At 45.2% G+C, this 20,874-nt stretch carries 15 protein-coding genes; 1 reads left to right on the forward strand and 14 read right to left on the reverse strand.

Features of this window, described 5'->3' with window-relative positions:
• Nucleotides 1-10: 10 nt before the first annotated feature.
• The 11 genes from GL182_RS11245 to GL182_RS11295 form a co-directional block, all read right to left on the reverse strand.
• The gene (locus GL182_RS11245) at nt 11-1,858 is read right to left on the reverse strand and encodes a family 16 glycoside hydrolase (protein ID WP_205603635.1); all 1,848 of its coding nucleotides are present in this window, start codon (nt 1,856-1,858) and stop codon (nt 11-13) included.
• Nucleotides 1,859-2,000: 142 nt separating this feature from the next.
• Nucleotides 2,001-3,428, reverse strand: coding sequence for a sulfatase (locus GL182_RS11250; protein ID WP_163379783.1), 1,428 nt, complete (start codon nt 3,426-3,428; stop codon nt 2,001-2,003).
• Nucleotides 3,429-3,438: 10 nt separating this feature from the next.
• Nucleotides 3,439-5,043 (reverse strand): sulfatase, encoded by a 1,605-nt coding sequence (locus tag GL182_RS11255; protein WP_163379784.1) that lies wholly within the window; start codon nt 5,041-5,043, stop codon nt 3,439-3,441.
• A 78-nt stretch (nt 5,044-5,121) separates the two neighbouring features.
• Nucleotides 5,122-6,600, reverse strand: a complete 1,479-nt coding sequence (locus GL182_RS11260; protein WP_163379785.1) for a sulfatase — start codon at nt 6,598-6,600, stop codon at nt 5,122-5,124.
• Between the two features lie 10 nt (nt 6,601-6,610).
• The gene (locus GL182_RS11265; RefSeq protein ID WP_163379786.1) at nt 6,611-9,394 is read right to left on the reverse strand and encodes a glycosyl hydrolase; all 2,784 of its coding nucleotides are present in this window, start codon (nt 9,392-9,394) and stop codon (nt 6,611-6,613) included.
• Between the two features lie 562 nt (nt 9,395-9,956).
• Nucleotides 9,957-11,057 carry a PAS domain-containing sensor histidine kinase gene (locus GL182_RS11270; RefSeq protein ID WP_163379787.1) on the reverse strand — a complete coding sequence of 367 codons (1,101 nt, stop codon included), beginning with the start codon at nt 11,055-11,057 and terminating at the stop codon, nt 9,957-9,959.
• Nucleotides 11,058-11,452: 395 nt separating this feature from the next.
• Nucleotides 11,453-13,372, reverse strand: a complete 1,920-nt coding sequence (locus GL182_RS11275) for a sulfatase-like hydrolase/transferase (protein ID WP_163379788.1) — start codon at nt 13,370-13,372, stop codon at nt 11,453-11,455.
• A 67-nt stretch (nt 13,373-13,439) separates the two neighbouring features.
• On the reverse strand, nt 13,440-14,864 hold the full coding sequence (locus GL182_RS11280) for a putative collagen-binding domain-containing protein (RefSeq protein WP_163379789.1): 1,425 nt from the start codon (nt 14,862-14,864) through the stop codon (nt 13,440-13,442).
• A gap of 69 nt (nt 14,865-14,933) precedes the next feature.
• Nucleotides 14,934-16,490: a sulfatase family protein gene (locus GL182_RS11285; RefSeq protein ID WP_163379790.1), complete on the reverse strand. Its 1,557-nt coding sequence runs from the start codon at nt 16,488-16,490 to the stop codon at nt 14,934-14,936.
• Between the two features lie 204 nt (nt 16,491-16,694).
• Nucleotides 16,695-17,309, reverse strand: coding sequence for a SusD/RagB family nutrient-binding outer membrane lipoprotein (locus tag GL182_RS11290; RefSeq protein ID WP_163379791.1), 615 nt, complete (start codon nt 17,307-17,309; stop codon nt 16,695-16,697).
• A complete protein-coding gene (locus GL182_RS11295; RefSeq protein ID WP_163379792.1) occupies nt 17,299-17,640 on the reverse strand; it encodes a SusD/RagB family nutrient-binding outer membrane lipoprotein in 342 nt (113 codons plus the stop codon). The genes GL182_RS11290 and GL182_RS11295 overlap by 11 nt, the downstream gene beginning before the upstream one ends.
• 83 nt (nt 17,641-17,723) lie before the next feature.
• Here GL182_RS11295 and GL182_RS11300 point away from each other — a divergent pair, with 83 nt between their 5' ends.
• The gene (locus GL182_RS11300; protein ID WP_205603636.1) at nt 17,724-19,091 is read left to right on the forward strand and encodes a sulfatase-like hydrolase/transferase; all 1,368 of its coding nucleotides are present in this window, start codon (nt 17,724-17,726) and stop codon (nt 19,089-19,091) included.
• Nucleotides 19,092-19,292: 201 nt separating this feature from the next.
• Here the strand turns inward: GL182_RS11300 and GL182_RS11305 are convergent, their stop codons facing one another.
• The 3 genes from GL182_RS11305 to GL182_RS11315 all read right to left on the reverse strand — a co-directional run bounded on the left by GL182_RS11305 (nt 19,293) and on the right by GL182_RS11315 (nt 20,854).
• Entirely contained in the window at nt 19,293-19,664 is a 372-nt protein-coding gene (locus GL182_RS11305; protein ID WP_163379794.1) for a VOC family protein, read from the reverse strand.
• Nucleotides 19,665-19,983: 319 nt separating this feature from the next.
• Entirely contained in the window at nt 19,984-20,292 is a 309-nt protein-coding gene (locus GL182_RS11310) for a hypothetical protein (protein WP_163379795.1), read from the reverse strand.
• A 169-nt stretch (nt 20,293-20,461) separates the two neighbouring features.
• The gene (locus GL182_RS11315; protein WP_163379796.1) at nt 20,462-20,854 is read right to left on the reverse strand and encodes an SWIM zinc finger domain-containing protein; all 393 of its coding nucleotides are present in this window, start codon (nt 20,852-20,854) and stop codon (nt 20,462-20,464) included.
• Nucleotides 20,855-20,874: the final 20 nt, after the last annotated feature.

Raw genomic sequence — 20,874 nt, forward strand, 5'->3', positions numbered from 1 at the left:
TAGGATTTCCCTACCAAATGATACTGTATTTGATTTCACCATTCTCCTGGCTGGTGGAAAAGGGAACCAATAGTTCCTTTCCCGAGGAAGTCGCTCTTAAATGCGCTTTTTGTTGGTTGGTATCAGGCAATTTGACATAAAACTGGCCCTCATTGATCAGGTAAATACCATCTCCTCTATCCTCAATGGTTTCCGCAGCAATTACCTTTGCCCATACTCCAGGAGTTTTTTGGGGCTGACTATACCTGATCGTGCGGGTCAAAGCTTTGCCATTCATTTCCGGTACCACCAGGTCTTCCACGGCTATTTCCCCAAATACATACTTGAAAGTGGGCCTTCGGTCCCGATTTAAATCGTAGCCCTTAATCAGGAACAACTCACTGCTGAGGGAATCCGGCCAGGGACTGTTGTCCTGATCAAGTCTGGCAATGGAAGGGCCTCCTTCCAATTCGACCAACGCTCCATTTGGCACCATCAATTGGGTTTGCCCTCTCTGCCGCCACATGGGCGCAGTATCCAGAAAACCACCCTTCCAAACACTTAATAGTGATCCTTGCTGCAGGTCATAAGTAAAATTTGGTCCGGCCGGCTCTCCCACACTTACCGTGTGCGTTCTTACTCCCTCTCCATGCTGAAAAAATCCTCTTTGAATCAAAGGCTCGGTGGTCGGCTCCAGATAAAATGGTTTTTGGATCTGGTGATCCAGGTAGGAATTAGGCTCGTGCAAAGGACTACTTTTGATACCTGGTCCTGCCATAAAAAAACCAAGTTGGGGTCTTCTTCCCGGATAATTATTCTTATAAAAAACCAGTTTAAAGGGAATGGAACCCTGCTCCAAGCTTACTGTTTTGCTCCTGGGGCCATCGCCGGGAAATTGCACTTCATCCGGAAGAATATTTTCTCCGTTTACCTCCAGGCTGGTTTTGCCAAAGGCGTTCAGTGAAAAAGTATAATTTCCGGACTCCGGAATTTCCAGATTTCCGGAGTATTCATAAGCAAAATCAAGAATTCCATGGCCCAGGTCCCAGGTGATTTGATTCAATGGACCAGTTCGGTCCGGAGTATTGTCCTGAAATTCCTCCACAGATTGAAATTTACCTTTGTAGTAAGCATATTGCAGGTCTTTAATGGGTGGAACCGGTTTTCCAAAAATCTCATACCGGATATTTCTGATGGCTACCGGACCATGGTCTCCCTGTATCATGATGGGGCCCAGTGGTTTTTCATCCTCAAACAGTGCAGATCGGGTAGGTCCGGTCACTTCCACATTTTCATGGATCAATACCCCGTTCAAATACACCTGGTTAAACTTTGCGTTTTTAATTTTTTTGCCTGAAGCATCAAATCTTGGCGCTTCAAAATCGATTTTTACCTGCTGCCACAAACCAGGTGCTTTACTCGCATTGGTACGGGGCGGTTTTCCTTCAAAGCCCTGCTTTTTTTCTTCATCCCAGCGCTGGTAAATCCCTCCGGCATCTCCGGAATTGGGATTGATTTTTCCCCAACTATCAAAAATCTGTATTTCATAACGCCCCTGGAGGTAAATTCCTGAATTGGATCCCTTGGGCACCATAAACTCAAGCTCCAATTCCATATCCCCATGTTCAAATCCTGAAATCAAATGTGGACCGTTTTTCGGTTTTGGCGGATTCACCAGAATACCCGTACCAGGACTTGTTGACAAAAAATCCTCCTGCTCCCAATCAGCCGTCACCCCTCCTACCAATTCCCAGGTTGCGGGGATGTCCCCAAATTGGTTCCAATCATTGATCACAATAACCTCTTGTGCAGAAAGGTTACCCAAAAAAACAAAGCACAGGGGTAAAAGAAGTTTTCTAAATTTTAAGCTACAGATCATATTAAGTAAATTGTTCGTATTTCTCATTTGGAATAATTGGGAACCTGGTATCAAGGAAAGGTAAAATATAAAAAGAAGGGTTTATTACCTGCTTGCTGACCGGTCCATTTTAACCCGAGCTTGCCGATTTTAGATGCTGGTTTCATTGATTCGTTACCCTTTGCTGTAGTAATTCATGGATAGCGGAATCACACTTGTCTGAATAATAGGCCACTTTTTCAGTATACCTGGCATCCAGGGCCAGGTTATTGACCTCATTAAAATCGGTCTTATGGTGGTATAATTCTATCAAATCACTATCGTCATACCGGATAAATTTATATTCATCATCCCTGTACCCCTCTGTTTTCAACAGTTTTTCATTGTTTTCCAGCCGATGTTCCAGGAATACACCGGATCGCCAATCCCCTGGTGTCCCCTCATAAAAGTTGGTCAGACTTTTACCCGAATAGCTTTCGGGGATATCTATTCCAGCCAGTGATAATATGGTGGCGGATACATCCAGATTGGTTACCATTTCCGAATGGGTCTTTTTCCGGTTTTCTTCCGGCTGCCGGGGATCGTAAATCATCAAGGGAACCCGGATGGAATGTTCATGCAACAACCATTTTCCGGCATAGCCCCTTTCACCCGTAAAATAGCCATTGTCGCCCATAAAAATGATGACCGTATTATCGGCCATTCCTTCCTCTTCCAGCGAGACCCTGATTCGTGACAAAACGCTGTCCACGGTACTGATCATCCGGTAATAGCCCTTTACCATTTTCTGGTGCTTTTCCGGGGTATCATAGCGCCAATACCACCTTTCCCTGTTCATGGTATTTTGTAGGAAATCAGGTAGGCTATCATAAAAGGAAGGATCGGCGGTTGCCGGCACCGGAATGTCCACATCCCGGTATAAGTCATCCGTGTAGGCCGGCCAAAAATATTGTTCTTCCGCCCCATCATCTGCATGTGGGGACCAAAAGGAGAGAGAAAGACAGAAGGGTTGATCCCCGGATGACCGGATAAAATCAATGGCCAGGTCGCCGTTGGTATCGGCAAGGTGTACCTCTTTGCCATCTACTTCTTTCAAATAGGGCCAAAAAGTTTTATCCCAATGGCTAAAAAGGGAATCCTCCATGCCCTCACTTACCTTTACCCCAAACTTGCCCACAAAGCCGGTACGGTAACCGGCATCTTTGAGCAACTTTGGATAGCTATTGTCCATGTAGGCATCCTGTAGCGGTGGCTTGCCAAACGTAAAATCATGGGTCCGCTCATATAATCCCGTAAAGAGAGAAGCCCGGCTGGCGGCACAAATGGGCGTGGTGACAAAAGCATTTTCAAAATACAACCCTTCGCCTGCCAGCTTATCCATATGAGGCGTATGGATGATCTCATTCCCAGCAAAACCCAGGGCATCCCAACGCTGGTCATCGGTCAGGATAAAGATAATATTTGGTGGTTCACTTGCTATAGCTTTTTCTTTTTCCGGAGCCTGGCAACTCCAACCAACTGCACCCAGAAAAAGGACTGCTACTGCTTTTAAATACCAAAAAGAAACACCGTGCTTTTTATCAAAATGCATCCTCATGTCTTTAATTTCTGGACAAACTTCGGTCAATAAATTGCTGATTCAATGCATCCGAGTCTCCATATTGCTCCCGAAGTTCCTCCAGTCGGCTATGAAGCATTTCCTGAACCTCCGCATATTCCGGATCATCATAGATACTATTCATTTCGTCAGGATCATTTTCCAGGTCATACATTTCCCATTCATCAATGTCATGGTAAAAATGAATCAACTTATACCTGTCGGTCCTGACGCCATAATGCCTTTTTACATTGTGAGGTCCCGGATACTCATAATAGTGGTAATAAATGGCATCCCGCCAGGGAATATCCTTTCCGGCTGCAATGGATCTCCAGGATTCTCCCTGCATGTCATTGGGTTTTTCAAGACCGGCATAGTCCAGGATGGTAGGCGCATGGTCCAGGTTCAATACCATCTCATCCACTACTGTACCGGGTTCAATTTCTTTTGGATACCTCACCATCAAAGGGGTACTCAAGGAGGGTTCATACATGAATCGCTTGTCATACCAGCCATGCTCTCCCAGATAAAAACCCTGGTCTGAGGTATACACCACTACTGTGTTGTCCAAAATACCCTGCTCTTCCAGGTAGTCCAGCACCTCACCTATGCCATCATCCACCGACTTGACTACTTTCAGGTAATCCCTGAGGTATCTGTGAAACATAAATTTGGCAAGTCCTTCTCTATCGGGAACCTCCGTGATGCGTTCATCACCAGGGGCAAATTCTTTTAGGAATTTTTCATTTGCCGGCCCATATACTTCATTCCAGGCTGCCATTTGTTCCTCCGTCATGCGGGCAAAGGGCGCTGCCAGGCGGCTGGGTTCTCCGGTGAAGGGATTTGCTTCAAATTTCATATCCCAACCCCAATACATGTTATCGACAATTTCCATTTCCTGCTCCCGGGCAGCAGTCCCCCTGCCTTCATAATCGTCAAAGAAATTATCGGGAAAGTCAAATTCCTTATCCTCCAGGTAGGACAGGTATTTTTCTTCCGGCATCCAGTCCCGGTGTGGGGCTTTGGTGTGGTAGTTGATGGCAAAAGGTTTGCTCCTGTCCCAATCATTTTCTATCCAATCCACTACAAATTGAGGAATCAGGGCCTCGCAGTGGCCTTCAAATTTCACTTCTTCCTCACCGTTTTTGATAAATTCCGGATTGTAGTAACTTCCCTGACCTGGCAGGGTCATGGAAAAATTATAGCCTTGTGGCTTTCCACCCAGGTGGATCTTCCCAATCAATGCGGTCTCATAGCCTGCTTCCTGTAATAGTTTGGGATATATCCTCTGGTCCCAGTCAAAAGGACCCACATTATCCACTTTTCCGTTCAAGTGGCTGTATTTTCCTGTCAACAATACTGCCCTGCTGGGGGCACATATGGAATTGGTAACAAAACTGTTTTTGAAGATTGCCCCTTCTTTGACCAGGCGGTCCATATTGGGAAAATAAACACTATCCAACAAGCCTTTTTCGTAGGCATGAATGGCCTGCTGGGTATGGTCATCGGTCATGATAAAAAGAATATTGGGTTGTTGTTCGGTTTCATCTTCCTGGCAGGAAAACATCAGCCAGCTTAAAACAAATACAGGTAAGAGCAATTTTTTCATGGATTATTCAGTTTTTTCTATCATGTCAATTTAGCAAAGGAATTTAACCCTGCCTACTATTTTGATTTAAAAAGCAGCTCAATGCGTTACCTTAGTCAGACTGGGAGATTGCGGGTTTTCCTGGTCCTGGCCGTCATTGCTGTAAGGAATACTTCCGTGTGCTGCCGGCTCAAGATTCCACCTATCTATGTACCATTGGGCAGGTTTAAATTCATCCCCAATCTTACCCAGTAATTTCCAGAGTTGCTGATCCAGTTTATCCACTAAAGCTTTGTGGGATGGATCCCCTGCAAGGTTGTGCATCTGCAACGGATCCTTTGTATCATCAAATAATAACCAGGGCCCGTCCAGATCGCGGGCATAGGTATAGCGGGAGGTTTTGACGGCCCTGTATTCCTTGTCATACTCCCCTCCTACTCCCCAGGGAGACAGCTTCATGTACAGCACTGCATGGTCTTTGATTTCCGTATTTTCGGTAATTAGCTCAGAGAGATCGTCTCCTTCATAGGAAGAAGGAATGGGCAGATCCAGCATACCAAAGATGGTAGGGAAAATATCCGGGGTGGTAATGGGGGTTTCTACTGTTCTTCCGGTTTTACCATGCAAGTCAGGGTACCGAATTAAAAAGGGTACCCTGGATGCTTCCGCCAGTGCCACCTGTTTGGCCTTTGCCCGTACCCCGTGAGCCCCCATCATTTCACCATGGTCTGAAGTAAATACGATCAGGGTATTTTCGCTGACTCCCAATTCTTCCAGGCTGGAAAGTAATTTCCCAATGCTGATATCCAAAGCCTCACAATGGGCATAATAACCCTGTGCTTCAATTTTAAGGTCCTCCACCATAGATGCTGGTACGTTGTCCGGAAGGACGATATCCTCCAGGGGATAGTTTTTCTTCAACTCCTCCGGAGCGGTATGGTGCGGAAAGTGAGGGGTGCCATAGGAAATAAACAAGGCAAAGGGTTTTTCTTTTCCCACCTGATTTGCTATGTATTGCTGCGCATCCCTGGTTTGGGCATAGGTATCATAGCCCTCCCAATAAAGCTTTTCATCGGAATTTCCCGCATAATAATGAGAGTGATTGTAATTATGGTCGCATTCAGCCACTTTCCAGTACTCAAATCCCCTGCGCCTGTTGGGAGGGATAAATGAATGCCTGCCATGGCCGTCCAGGTGCCATTTACCGATATATCCAGTGATGTATCCCCGATCTGCCAGGGCATCCCCTAATCCGTATTCTGACAGGGGCAGGTGCAGGTCATTTAAAAACATTCCGGTGGTGGTGGGGTACTTGCCGGTCATCAGAGCTGCCCGGTAAGGTGTGCACACCGGCATCACGGATACGGCATTGCGAAAATTATAGCTCTCCTGAGCCAGTTTGTCCAGGTTAGGGGTATTTACATTGGCGTCGCCAGCATAGCCCGGAGCCGATGCCCGCATTTGATCCGCTAAAATATAAATGATATTTGGCTTTTTTTGCTGCGCTGCAATAGTGCCGCAAAAAGCGATACATACAAAAATGGGGAAAAGGATTTTCTGGTACGTGCGTAAATTCATGTGCCTGTCTTTAATTAATGAAAATAATCTCTGATTTGCCCATCAAGCCGGAAGGCAATAAGGGGGAATCCTGATTGAATTTTACTTTTGCGTTAGTTTGGGTATAGGGCTTTTTATCTGAATTCCTGACATCTCCCACAATCCGATTGTTCCAGGCATTGCAGACTCGAACGGTGATGGTATTGGATCCGGTTTTCAGGAAAGGAGTAATGCGGACGGTATAGGGAGGTAACCAGGCTATGCCACAATCATTGCCATTTACAACCACCTGGGCCATTTCCTGAACGGCTTCAAAAGCGACAAAAGCTTCTGTATCGGCAGACAGCATTTCGTCATCCACCGTAAAATCCCTGGAGTAAGTGGCTGTTCCGGAATAAAATTGTGCCCCTTCCTCCTCCAACTCAGTCCAACTGACGAGTTTCTCCATTTGCAAAACCTCAGGACCACCCCAATCAGGATTAAAACCAAGGGACCACTGCGTAGAAATATCCATGGTCCCGGCTGTTTCATTTCCAATTCCTTTGGTAAAACCAAATTGCAAGTCGGTAGAAATGCCCGTATCTTTTCCTTTGCTTGCAGTTTGCCGGAACACCACAAACCTTGATGCCAGTGGATCCAGAACCAATTCAACTTGTATACCTCCTGTCACTTTTGAAAATTTTATATCTCTTTGCACCATTCCTGATGCAGGACCCCATATTTCAGGTACACTGTTTCCATCGACCCGGAATTTGATGTTGATTTTTTCCTGCTTTTCACTGCTATTGGAAACGAAGTAAATGTCTTCCTTTTTCGTTTGCCTGTGCACAAAATCAATGTGCAGGTCGTGGTTATCAATTCCTTTCACCTCAAAGTCAGGAGTAATAGAAAGCTCCTCCAGCACTTCTTTAGCTGATTTCCCCCAGTAGACAGTGCCTTTTCCGTAGGTATTCGAAAAAACGGACTCCCCATCTATGCCTCCCCAAATCTTATCGGCCATTTCCTTTACCTCATCATCACAATCCGGATAGCCCTTCAGGGATGTAGCTCTTTCAGGCTTTCTGCCAACAACTACCGCTCCACTGGAAATCAGTTGCTCCAGCCGCTTCAATACCTCGAGGGAAATGTCCTTGCGGTCAGGAAGCACCAATAGCTTGTAGGTCTGCCCTTCCGGCAACACCAGTTGCCCGTTCTCAGTATTCAGTCTGGTTCGGATCACTTCTTCATTGATGTAATCGTACTCATAGCCCGGTAATTTCCCGGGATGAACGGGCTTTGTTCTTCCACAATGCGGACATTTGGTGTCATCGTCAAAATAATCCGGAAACAGGCCGGGCATATCCGGGGTATAGTTGGGGTCCAGCCGTTTGGGAGGCACCAGGTTGGGAGCATCATCACCGTAATACAAAAGCACATCTGCCACAAAATTACCTTGTCGCAACAAATAAGAGCTTCTGGCAATATAATCCATAAATGGCTTCGCCATCTCCCACCAGGTAGCATTGACATTGACATGTTCTCCGGCATGATATACAAATCCGGGCTTACCGGCTATTTCCGGGTTATGGGAGAAGGTGTGAAATACGATCTGGTTCAGCCCCTCACAAAAAGCTATATCGATTAGTTGCTTAAAATCGGTGGGTCCGTGTTGCCAGTGATTCCAGCCTGTAAGTGACTCTGCAGCCACTACCTCCTTTCCATAAATATGGGCAGCACTGGCAGCTTCTTTGGTTACCCAGTGCCGCTGCCGGTTCCAGAATTCCCCCATGGGGATATGGGAATGCCCCAGGGCTTTTAATGGCTCTACCCTTGGACTTCCCCCGTGGCCAGCCTCTGTGAGCGTTTGCATACCCTTTTCATCGGCTATTTCTACCGTTTGAGCATAGTGATTCTCGATCAGCAAATCACTTACCATGCGCCTGTAATCGGCTTCAAACCTGACCTGAATCAGGGAATCGGCATGATGAAATCCGTGAAGTAATGGAAGAAAAGGCCTGGGATCATAACCGTACCTGTTTTCAAATTCCTGCAAAAACCCCGGTGTCCAGTCCAGCATTTGCCAGACCTCATAGCTGTCAAGAAAAATAAACTTCATTTGTTTTTCCTCGGTACTGATCTGGTCTAGCCTGGAAAAAAATGCATCAAAATGATTTTCCGTGGCCTGCCTGCTCAAATGGTCAATAATTAAACCCTTTGAGTTTGGACTAGGGACCACCAAAGGCTGCATGGTGTTGCAACTAAAAAAAGTAAGTATTTCCCAACGGCCTTCCGGCACAGTGAATTCCACTGCTTCGCCATCCTGCTCCATTTCTGAAAATAGAATGATTTCTTCCGGAACATACTTCTTTTCCGGATTTTGAGGTATAGCCACTACCGTAACCTTATCACAATTTTCAGCTGGACCACTGGGTAATTCCGGCTTTTGAACAGCCAATCTGATTTTGGAGGGCCCTTCTACCGATTCAGATGAACTTAATAGTGATTTACTCCCATCCGATGTGGCTACCCATTCTCCGCCGGAGTTCCAGCTACTGGCGGAACTGATACCCAGGTCGAGGCCCAGTGAATGGCTTTTGTCTAAAGCCAGGGATAGGTAATGGAGTGATTCAGGGCCCAGAAAGGCAGGGCCTTCAGGAATCATATCATCCGGGTTGATAAGCGAACCAATATCCCAGATAATAGCTCCCCTCAAACCTTTATCTTTTATTTCTTCTAATTCGTAACCTAGTTTTACTGTGTCGATATGCCCATTCATCCAGGTCCACAAGGCAAGAGGTCTGTATTCATTAGGCGGACTAAGGAAGGTCTCTTCCATAAGAAGGGTTTCCGGCTTTGTTTCGGCCGGTGAACAGGCCAAAAATGAAAAATGAAAAATTAATACTAACAGAAAGAACAGCATCACGACCATTTTCCTGCCGGTTAATTCAATTTTGAACAAGTTTGAAATTTTTGGACCCAAGGGATTGAAGTAAATGATCTTAGAACGGTAAAAGTAAGCTGAAGTACCTGATTAATCTTCCACCATCTTAGCAAATAAGCATGGTATTTTAACACGTTTTCAAGACTGGAATCAACTAAAAAAATTTAACCATTGAGCGTACATCAAAGCACAAATGCGCATTGCGGGAGGTCAACAATGTATCCATTGGATGAGAATAAGGACAAATCGAAACCGAAGGGTTGGCAGGGCAAAATCGAAATATGACTGCGTAAAACCGAAGGGTGACTGACCTAAGTCGAAAGGTGGCTGACCGGAGTCGAAGCGTGGCTAAGTGGAGTCCAAAGGTGGCTGAGCGGAGTCGAAAGGTAGCTGAGCGGAGTCGAAGCCATCTTCCCCCAAATAGTAATTACCAGTTACCTGGTGGGTTTATATTGGATTACTTCCTGAAAGTAATAATAAATCTTGTGCCATTATTGGGTTCACTTTCAATATCGATTTTCCCACCCAGGGAGGTGACATGGTTATGGACCAAATATAAACCTATACCTTTGCTGTCTGCATTGTTATGGAAGGTTTCCCTGAAACCGAAAATCTTATCGCCTATGCGCTCCATATCGAAACCTATGCCATTATCCTCAAAAACCAACTGTGTGGAACCATTGCTAATCCTAGTCGAAACCATGATAATGGCATGGCTGCCAGGCTTGGCATATTTAATGGAGTTGGTAAACATATTCAAGAATATACTTTCCAAATAGGCTCCATTGAATTTCACCTGATCCGTTGCAGAAAAATCAGCCATTATTTTGGTGTTGGAGATTTCAATCAGTGATTTAATGGAGTTTTTTACCTTGCCCATGACTTCATGGAGATCGAGCTGTTCAACCAGTACAGTCAGGACGTCCTTCTGACTCAGGTTGTCCACATAGGTGTCGAGGGTGTTTTTCAGGCCCGCAGTAGAATGCTTCATCAATTCAATAAACTCAAGTATTTCAGAAGGCTCCATCCTTGATTCTTCTAAAATACTGAAAATGGAAAGCAGGTTATTGACCGGTGACCGCAAATCATGAGAGGTCGTGAAAGTAAGTTCTTTCAATTTTTCATTGGACTGGGTGAGTTTGGCAATGAGCGCATTTCTATCCGCCTCCAGTTTCTTTTTATGGGTAATGTTTTTGGCTACCGCATAGATTAGCCCTTCTTCCTTGGCTGGTACAGAGGTCCAGGACAGCCAAATGATATCGCCTGAATGGGTAATGTACCTGTTTTCAAAATTTAGCAGGGGAGTTCCATCTGATATGATATAATTCCGGGTTTCCACCGTAGCCTCCAAATCCTCCTGATGAACAAATGAATTGATGGGCCTGCCGTATAAGATTTCATCCGGATACCCCAGTACTTTTTTTAGTGCCGGATTGATGCGCTTAAAATAACCATCAAAACCTGCCACACCAAATAAGTCCAGTGACAATTCAAAAAACAACTCCATGTTAAACGAAGTCGTTTCATAGATATTCCCATTTTTTGAGTGACAATCCATAGCTGATTAAAAATTGAACCGGAAAAAATATTTTTGAAATAAATGCAAAAACACTTTTGTTTCAAATACATGCTGTTTCCGGCAATAAAAATATCAAATAATTTAAGCAATCTGTTATATTACGTGTTAAATTTGATAAAAGGCCATTATAAAAGATCAACTTTTTTAAAATAAAAAACCACTTTTCGCTTATCTATGTGGTATAATTCAATTTTTTAGGTTTAAAATGATTTTTTTACCCTATTAATTCATAAGCAAGAGCCCGAGCTTTAAGAAGTCCCAATTTTAAAATCAAAACCAATTCTTTTTCTTTTACAAGCTACGGACTTCGTACTGCTTTTATAATTTCCAATAAATGGGGTCTGACCAACTGATGTATGCCTTATATTAAACCATCACTTGTGTGTATCTATGCCAATACCACAAATGATCTGGGTTTGATCCAGGGCCATTCCGATAAACATGGGATAACTCCAGCTTTTGTACCTTCCCCAAATATCTCCTGCATATTTGGGAAATATTTCATTCTGAATAACCGGTAAAAGTGGAGCTGCCTTCTCCCCTAACTGCCGCACGCTAATGGCCGCCTGCAGGACCTGAACTTCATCAGGTAATTTTAGCATGTTTTCCAAAACGGTAAAGGCAAGGGGATCATTTCCCCGCTTCACCATTACCTCAGCTGCTTTAATGGCAACTGCAGGTACTTCGTCCTGCATCAATTCCTTCAATTCCGGCATCACGGGTTCAATGGTACCCTCATAGGCATCCAATGCGATCAAGGACCAAAATCTTTGGGCAGCATCCCCGGCTTTAAAATAAGGTTCCAGTTCTTCTAATCCTGACACTTTTCCTACCATTTTAGCTGCTTCCAGTATCTTCTCAAATTCTTCTTTGGAGTAAGAGCGGGCCACTTCATACACACTACTATTTTTGGTTCTGGCCTCCTGCATCATTATTCCTTCCGTGATCAGGCCGGTATCCCGGTTCCGTATCATCCACTCATCCAATTCACCGGTGAGCTTTTGAATCAAGCCGGCAAACTCAGGTCTGTCAATCAGGTTGGTTTGTTCCATTGGATCATTTTCCAAATCATAAAGCAGTTCTACTTCCTTGGCTGCAAACATCCTTTGTGCCGCATCCGGCAACTGTCCCCGATCCCTGATCCGGTTGATTTCTTCATAACTCCCGCCTTTATTAAAGATCAAAGCATTTTGGTAGTAAGGCAACTGTGGCATAAAATGTCTGATATACAAATACCGGCCGTCATATACGGAACGGGAAACCTCATAACAATCATCAGCCCTGTCCCGGTAACCGAAAACATATTCCTTTTCCACCGCCTCTTGGCCTAAAAATGGCTTCCCTTCCATCATTTCAGGCACCTTAGCTCCTGCCAGACTAATCACCGTGGGCGCAAAATCCACAAAGCCCACCTTGATATCGGTTTCAGCTCCGCGGATATGACTGACCAAATGCTGGTACTTTTCGGGTACGTGCAGGACAAAAGGGACCTGTAATCCGGCATTATTCAGCCAGCGTTTGTGCCCTGGCAGCCCATGTCCATGATCTGAAAAAACGAAAATGATGGTTTCTTCCAACAGGCCGTCTTCTTCCAATTGAGACAGTAGCCTTGCCACTCCCCGATCAAAGACAGCGAGTAAATCATACATATGTGCCCAGATCTCTCTCATTTTAGGACTGTCTGGCAAATACGGAGGAAGCCTTACCCGATCAGGGTCTGTAAACGCTGTCAATGATTCGGTATCTGATTTCCTTAAGGCATTGGTGGGGCCTTCATGGGTGATCATAAAGTTAAAAACACTGAAAAAGGGCTTGCCTTCCGGCCGGTTTCTCCAGTGGGCGGTACTGCTGCTTTCGTCCCATCTTCCCTCATGACTGAAATTATAATCCGTTTTCACATTGTTGCTGGTGTAATAGCCTGACTCCCGCATTACCTCAGGCAAAATTTTCATGGATTCGGGTACAGGGGTCTCGGATCGCAGGTGCTGGGAGCCCAGAGAAATGGCATACATGCCCGTAATCAACGTAGATCGGGCCGGGGCACAAATGGGTGCATTGGAAAAAGCCTTGTTGAACCTGATACTTCTTTCTGCCAACTGATCAATGGCAGGGGTCCTGGCCAGGCTATCCCCATAGCAACCATAAATAGGACTCAGGTCTTCATGAGAAATCCATAGTATATTTGGCCGGTCCTGAGCATTTACATCATGCCCACAATTAAATACCCCAAGAATAAAGACCAGTAATAAAGGGTAGAAAAAACCGCATTTTCCAAAAATTTTATACCTGTTCATTTCCTGTATTTATTATAGTCAATTTGTTATGGTTTTGTCTTTGACTGGATAAACCAACCATACCGTTTTACTCTTTCACCAATACGGCAATGGCCCCTGTATCCACCGGACTGCGTAACTGTATTGCTTCACCACCTGAAACTTCCGATGCTGAGAGCCATTCCGCACCAGTAACAGAAAGCCACTGAAGGGAAGCATTACCTGTCAAACTGCTTAAATCCAACATTACCTCTCCTCCCTGAGGAAAGTAAACCAGGTATTTTTCTCCTTCTTTTGCTGCGCAATACGCTTCATTTTCTTCTTTTTCGGACAGTAAATCCATGCGGGGACTCAACTCCCAAAACTTCAGTTTTTCCTCTACTTTTCTCAAAGCCTTTAATGCATCAATAGAGGAAGCACTCAGGCCCAAACCTGCTGGAGGCCGGTGAAACCTGCTGGAAGCAAAACCACCAATGATGTTTCTGAAAAAGGTTTCTACCGCGTGCTGCTCATCGATTTCTCTATTGGTCCAGGGGCTGGTCTCGCTGCCATAAATCTTGGTGCTATTGACCGGCCTGGGATTGGATTGGATGTAGTCAAAAATAAAGCGGGCATTGTCCCAGTTGAGCTGCCCTGTATTGTGACTGTTTTGGGACATGTCAATGTAGTCATAGCGTTCGGGGTGGTCAAGGGTTCGCCTGTGCATGTCGGATTTGATATCCCAGTCATCCCACATCTGGGTAAGCATGATTTCTTTGTCACCCGCTTCTTTTTTTATGAAATCCGCCCAGTATATGGCCCACTCGTCTTCTCCTTTGGTCTCATTGTCAATGCAATACAGTACATGATCATGGCCCAGGGTATGGTCCAGAAGTTTGCGTACGAAAGATTGTTGATATTTCAAGACTAGCGGGTTATCATCCAAAGCGGGAACGGTATAAAAGAATGGTTGCTCGTTTGCCCCCGGATGATTGGGATACAGGCTGTCCAGCCGGGCTTCTTCGTAACTATAATTGATGTTATTGGCCGGGTGAAAGGGGTCCGTGAGCCACTCCTGTCTGGAATGGTCAAAACGATCCCAGATTTCTATTTGGACGATGATGTCCCTTTGTGCCGTCCAATGCAGCAAGCTATCAAACTGCTGCCAATAAACCTCATGCCATAGATCCAGGTCATACTTTCCTGCCTCATTGGTAGCAAATGCCTTTAAGTCTCCCGGATCCCGGTCGCTCATGGTATTGCGGATATAATTGCCTCCTATGGCCTGAAGGCTGTCCAAATGGGATTTCAGGTTGGGATGCTGAAACAAATTGTCATTATCCGTTGCCCCCAATAGCAGTACAGGCTCTCCCTTATATTCCCAATAAGCCGGGTTTTCGGACCAGGGCCGGATGCTACCGGAAGTGTCTCCCTCTTTTTGTTCAGCTGATTCCTGGTTCCCGCTTGGGTTACTTTGACAGGCAAATACTACCAGTGAAATACCAATAAATCCTACTACCTGTAATTTTTTCATTCTTGTATTGTTTTATTATTACTGGAATTCATGTCTAAGAAGAACTGGTATGCGTTCCCCAAGGGCTATTTATTTCAGTTCCAGGGCTTCTGTATCAACAAATTCTTCGCCCCTGATCGAGATAAAATCTGCCAGCATTGATTTTAGTTTTTCCGGATTTTCTTCTGCCAGGTTTCGCTGCTGCCCCAAATCATTGTTCAAGTCATACAATTGAAAACCCTTGTCATTCCCCAGTTCAATATTCACATTTTCGTTGACAGAAGGGCCGTTATAAGGAGGGATAAGTACCCAATTTTCTTTCCGGAATGCGGTACGTGTAGTGGCTTCCAATACCAGTGATTCCCTGCCCTGATCAGCCTTTCCCAACAAGGTAGCAGAAAAATCCTGCCCGTCTGAACTTTTCTCCCCGCTACCTGTCAATGAAGCCAGGGAATTCAAAAGATCTATCTGACTAATCATGGCATCAGATTGACCAGGCTCAATGGTACCCTTCCAATAGCTGATGAAAGGTACCCTTGTTCCTGCTTCGAACAGACTGTATTTGCCTCCCCTCAGAGGTCCCCAGGGCGTATGATCGCCTAATTTCTCGACTGCATCATCGTAATATCCATCATTGAGCACCGGTCCATTGTCACTGGTAAAAATCACAAGGGTATTTTCCAGCAATCCCTCTTCCTCAAGCGTATTCATAAATTCCCCAACGCACCAATCGGCTTCCAGGATCACATCTCCTCTGGGTCCCATACCTGATTTTCCTGCAAATCGGGGGTGGGGTGTACGCGGTACATGGGGCTGCTGCATGGCATAAAAGAGGAAAAACGGCTGATCCCTTTCTTCCTGCACATAGGCTTTCGCTTTTTCCAGAAAATGGTCCGCCATGTCTTCATCCACCCATTTGGCATTTTCACCACCTTTCATAAATCCGATGCGGGGAATTCCATTGACAATGCTGCTATTGTGGCCATGGTGCCATTTCATGGTCAGCATTTCGGGGTTATCTTTTCCGGTAGGTTCACCTTCAAAATTTTCCTGGTAATTGATCTCTATGGGGTCGTTTGGGTCCAAACCCTGAACCAGGCCATTTTCCAGGTAGACGGTAGGTACCCGGTCCTGTGTGGCAGCCATGATATAGGAATAGTCAAAACCGACTTCATTTGGCCCCGGGCTTACCCGCTCATTCCAATCCACCTGGCCGTCGCCCAATCCCATATGCCATTTCCCCACTACTGCGGTGGCATAGCCTTTGTTTTTCAGCATTCCGGGGATGGTTAGTTCATCCGTTCCTATCAATAAGGGAGCGGTTCCGGGCAATATTTTGGCATCTTTGTTTCTCCAGGGATAGGTACCGGTCATCAAAGCATACCGGCTGGGGGAACAGGTAGCCGAAGAGGCATAACCATTGGTGAACTTCATTCCCCCATTGGCCAGGAAATCCATATTGGGAGTCTCCAGCGTACCCGCCTCATAGGCACTTACATCCCCATAGCCCAAATCATCCATATAAATGATGACGATATTGGGCTTTTGGGTACTGACAGCTTCAGTTTTATTTTCAGTCTGGCAGCCAAACGAAGTGAATAGCAGTAAAGCAATAAACAGGGTGAATGCAGGATTAATACGAGCCATAGGTAAGTTCATGTTGAAATTCAGTAAAATAAAAAAACAAGATATAAAAATTTTATGAAATCCTTTTCTAACGCATTTGTCTTTTCGCTTTTGACCAGACTAATTTTGGTCCGGTAAGCAGCAATAAAAAAGGGCACCCTTTGGATGCCCTTTTATGATTGAGTGATGATGTCTTCTTTAAATTATCCCAGAACAAGGTTCGGTTCAGATTGTCATTGGCCTGTACCTGCTGGTAATTTTCCGTATTGTAGGTTTGCTCTGAACCAGGATAAATCCACCTGCTGGGGGAAGGCTTTGCTGATTGGATTGGTCTTCCCAAAACACCAAATCCGGCATTTCTATTCGTCTCAATTCAGCCCAGTTTTCGTTGGGCTGCACCACGTTGAAATGAAGCCATTTTTGTTCAGCGATAAGCCTCATCTTCTCCATATGCCCAGTCGCCGCATCCCAACTGATATCTGCATCGGCCAAATAGGTATCGATGCCAGCTTCTGTGATCGGCATTGGCTCGGGAGAAATCAAGTTATTACTCATATCTCGCAGTATATCATAATAATGAATGGATTCCCTGACCCCACTTTCATAATGTTCTTTGGCCTGGGCATCCTGACCTGCTTTCAGATAATATTCGGCAGCCATAAAATGAATCTGGCTGGCGTTGATCAACATACCAGGAAAGTACTGATTACGGCTCAAGATAGTCCTGTTGTAGATGGCCATGGTATTTGATCCGATCAATTCGGTCTGAAAGGAAGAACTTAAAACTGGATCCAATCCAATATATTCTCCCTCTGCACCTTCACCCAATTCAAAAAACATAAGTGAGACGAGGATCTTCGTTATCGAGCATGTGCTCCAAAATCACTTTGACTGCCACATTGCCCTCCCGTTCTTCCAGGCCACCCTGAAAATCATTGGCTCCGATAAGCGTACCCAATGCATGTTTTCGGAAGGTGATGTTGTCATCGTTGGCAGATACGATGGGATAGTTAGTTGGATTAGACAAAATTTCATTGATTTCGGATGTGGCCCTGGAAGAAAATTCAGAATTTCCGGTATTGGAAATTACCCAACACCAGCCAATCGAAAAATCATCATTTTGATCCCAAATGATCAATAAAAACAGTTGATCAACCCAAAAATGGCCCAATTGAAAAGGTTTAAAGTATCTAAGTAGACTTACTAAAAATGAGGATGCACATTTTACTGAACATAATGCTTATCTGGTGGCATTTGACGCTAGGACCCCTTAATACCAATATCGGTGAAACCAGCCCTCCCAATATCATCATCATACTGGCAGATGACCTGGGTTATGGGGATGTGGGGGGCTTTTACGGCGGAATTGCCCATACTCCCCACCTGAACCAACTGGCCAGGGAAGGCATGTTGTTTACCGATTTTCACAGTAACGGAGCCATGTGTTCCCCTACCCGGGCAGCTTTATTGACCGGAAGGTACCAGCAACGGCTCGGCATAGAGGATCCCCTTCCCGGGGATTGGCAACAAAAAGGGCTAGGGGCCATTAAAGGAATTGCCAGCGAGGACCTGTATTCAACACCCACAATAGCCGATTACCTGAAGAAATCTGGCTATGCCACGGCATTTTTTGGCAAATGGCACCTGGGCAACCACCCGGATGCCAATCCCCGGAATTTTGGTTTTGACACCTTCCGTGGCCTGACTTCGGGTGATGGGGATTACTTTTCCAAATTGGATCGCTACGGCTTTCCGGACTGGTGGCAAAACGAAAAGCTGTCCTTTCAGGAAGGATATACCACGGATGTCATCACTGACAACGGGATTCAATTTATAGCAGAAAACAAAAAGCAACCGTTTTTCCTTTACCTGGCTCACCTGGGCGTCCATTTTCCCTGGCAATCTCCGGAAGATGAGCACCTGGAAATACGGAAAGAGGGAACCGACTATACCTCCAGCCTACCGGGAGCAGCCAGTAAGTTGGGACCACATCCACCCGAAGAAGTCCCGGAAACGCTGATAAGCATGATCGAATCACTGGACAGGAACCTCGGCAAACTGGTTGCCTGCCTCAAGGCGGAAGGACTGGATAAAAATACCCTGGTATTTTTTACCTCGGATAATGGCCAATACCTGAATTACCAGGGCGAAACCTGGCCATCTGTGGGATCCAATGGCCAGCTGCGAGGTGAAAAATCGGATCTCTACGAAGGAGGACACCGGGTGCCGGCCATTGCCTGGTGGCCCGGAAAAATTCCGGCAGGTAGCCAAAATCACGAAACCCTGGCATCCTTTGATCTTTTACCTACCTTTCTGGAGTTGACCGGACAGCCCTTTCCTGATTCCGAGGGACCGGATCGCCTGGATGGGCAAAGCTTGCTGCCGGTCCTGACCGAAAGAGGAAAAGTGCCCGACAGGACCCTCTTCTGGAGAACCCCGGAAGCCATTGCAGTGAGAAAAGGTCCCTGGAAACTACTGGAAGACCGGGAGAAAGAGTCCCTTGCCCTGTATAACCTTGACCATGACCTTTCCGAAAGCCGAGACCGGAAAGCAGATTTTCCGGAAATCTTCCGGGAGCTAAGTCAGCTGAAAGATAGCTGGGAGCAGGAAATGGACAAATGACAGGTAAAGGTCCTTTCTTTCTTAACGTACACGATTAAAACCGTCGAGGTCCCGAAGACCTCAATGGTTATTGACATTAGCAAATAAGGTTTATCTTTATTTACCTCCGCTATCCGCTGCTTTACTTCCTTCCCGATAACAGGCACGGACTATAACGATTCTTAATACATCATCTGATTGTAATGAGGAAATGTAAGCTTCCTAAACATGCTGATCCACCAGAATGGCATTGCCATCAGGATCCATGACCACAAAGCTGCCTGGCCCGGAACTGCTTTCATCGGCTTCGGTTACCAGGGAAACACCTTCTTCCTTAAGTTTTTTTTGTATGCTTCGGATATCGTCAAATTGCTTTAGCTTTTGGGCATTTTCATCCCAGCCCGGATTGAAGGTAAGGAGGTCGTTTTCAAACATGCCCTGAAAGAGACCGACCAGCGCATTGCCGTTCTTCATGATCAGGTAATTTTTGTCCAGGTCACCTCCGAATACAGAAAATCCCAGCTTTTCATAAAAATCCCGGGAGGTTCTGAGGTCTTTTACATTCAAACTGATAGAGAAAGCACCTAAATTCATGGTATCGGTTTTTACGTTGAAAGGTTAAAGGAATTTTTACCTGCAAATCAATTTTGTGATTTTACTTTTCAAATGGAATTTCCAGGCTGATTTTTAAAGTGATATTCCTTCGAGGTCCCAATGACTTCAGTTGTTATTGACCTTTGGGGTTTCCATAACCATAAGGGCTGACCAGTAGCGTTTACGAATAAAACCGTCGAGGTCTCGAAGACCTCAACGGTTATCGAACATACTGACCTTTGGGCTTTCTAAAATCCCGATGGTCTTTCCTTATTTGTGAAATAATAACCTATCTTTACTAAAGACCGGGGATGCTAATTCAATGTTTATCATTCTCAGCTTTACCCAAATCCATTGCTTTGAATAATTGTCCCAAACTGCTGAGCATGTTCTCTACTACCTTTTCGTTTTCCACAGGAATCTTAAAATAGGTCTCTTCGGTTTGGTGGTTCTTTTCGGTAAAGGTCTTTGCCAAATGGCTAGCCATTTGGGGGTTAGAAAATGCCTGGGCCATTTGTTTGAGCCAATCGGGGGGGCCACCACCGGCCATTTGCGTTTGTTGCTCAGTTTGAGAATGAAGGGCCTGCGATGAAGTCATTTCAGTTTCAGTATCATCAAATAAACCCATCTGCCTTCCATTAAAACCTAAATTTTATTCCTCTTCACCCAATCCATTCTACTGCGCTTATCCCGAATGGTGATAATATAGGAAAGGGCATCTCCGTAACAACTGAAACCGGGGTCGATATCCCTTGCCCCGGCCATAAACGTATCAAAATTATCGAAAGAACTGTCTTTTAATACGCCGTCTTTATAAAAAACAATTTCCTAAAGCTTTCCAAATTTTTGGCATTGTGGCTCCCTATCCTTAGCCTGACAGTTCTTTGCTGAGGACTGTATTTTAAATAGACTGAGCTGTATGGTGGGTTAAAAGTTTCCCTGGTAAATATTTTTTTCAGTTCCCTTTTCTTGTGAATATGAAGCAATACCGATTCGATATGCTTGCAGGTACCCAACCCATTGGTCTTGAAATCATAGCAGGAACAAAAGTTTTGGTTTTGTCCTTCCTGGATTTGTTTCAGGTTACTCCGGATAGCCACCTTATAAGAGTTTTCGCTTTGGGGGTTATACACCTCGAAATCTGAAAATACAGGTTCCCCACCCACATTTTCAATGTTGAAGTGCTGCATTTGGGCAAACCGCTTTCTAA

The organism is Cyclobacterium sp. SYSU L10401 (assembly GCF_010993705.1).
Lineage (GTDB): Bacteria > Bacteroidota > Bacteroidia > Cytophagales > Cyclobacteriaceae > Cyclobacterium.

Excerpts from the sequence above, each read along its gene's own strand:
- GL182_RS11245 (WP_205603635.1), bottom strand. The coding sequence starts at position 1,858 with ATGATCTGTAGCTTAAAATTTAGAAAACTTCTTTTACCCCTGTGCTTT.
- GL182_RS11250 (WP_163379783.1), bottom strand. The coding sequence starts at position 3,428 with ATGCATTTTGATAAAAAGCACGGTGTTTCTTTTTGGTATTTAAAAGCA.
- GL182_RS11255 (WP_163379784.1), bottom strand. The coding sequence starts at position 5,043 with ATGAAAAAATTGCTCTTACCTGTATTTGTTTTAAGCTGGCTGATGTTT.
- GL182_RS11260 (WP_163379785.1), bottom strand. The coding sequence starts at position 6,600 with ATGAATTTACGCACGTACCAGAAAATCCTTTTCCCCATTTTTGTATGT.
- GL182_RS11265 (WP_163379786.1), bottom strand. The coding sequence starts at position 9,394 with ATGGAAGAGACCTTCCTTAGTCCGCCTAATGAATACAGACCTCTTGCC.
- GL182_RS11270 (WP_163379787.1), bottom strand. The coding sequence starts at position 11,057 with ATGGATTGTCACTCAAAAAATGGGAATATCTATGAAACGACTTCGTTT.
- GL182_RS11275 (WP_163379788.1), bottom strand. The coding sequence starts at position 13,372 with ATGAACAGGTATAAAATTTTTGGAAAATGCGGTTTTTTCTACCCTTTA.
- GL182_RS11280 (WP_163379789.1), bottom strand. The coding sequence starts at position 14,864 with ATGAAAAAATTACAGGTAGTAGGATTTATTGGTATTTCACTGGTAGTA.
- GL182_RS11285 (WP_163379790.1), bottom strand. The coding sequence starts at position 16,490 with ATGGCTCGTATTAATCCTGCATTCACCCTGTTTATTGCTTTACTGCTA.
- GL182_RS11290 (WP_163379791.1), bottom strand. The coding sequence starts at position 17,309 with ATGTTTTTTGAATTGGGTGAAGGTGCAGAGGGAGAATATATTGGATTG.
- GL182_RS11305 (WP_163379794.1), bottom strand. The coding sequence starts at position 19,664 with ATGAATTTAGGTGCTTTCTCTATCAGTTTGAATGTAAAAGACCTCAGA.
- GL182_RS11310 (WP_163379795.1), bottom strand. The coding sequence starts at position 20,292 with ATGGGTTTATTTGATGATACTGAAACTGAAATGACTTCATCGCAGGCC.
- GL182_RS11315 (WP_163379796.1), bottom strand. The coding sequence starts at position 20,854 with ATGCAGCACTTCAACATTGAAAATGTGGGTGGGGAACCTGTATTTTCA.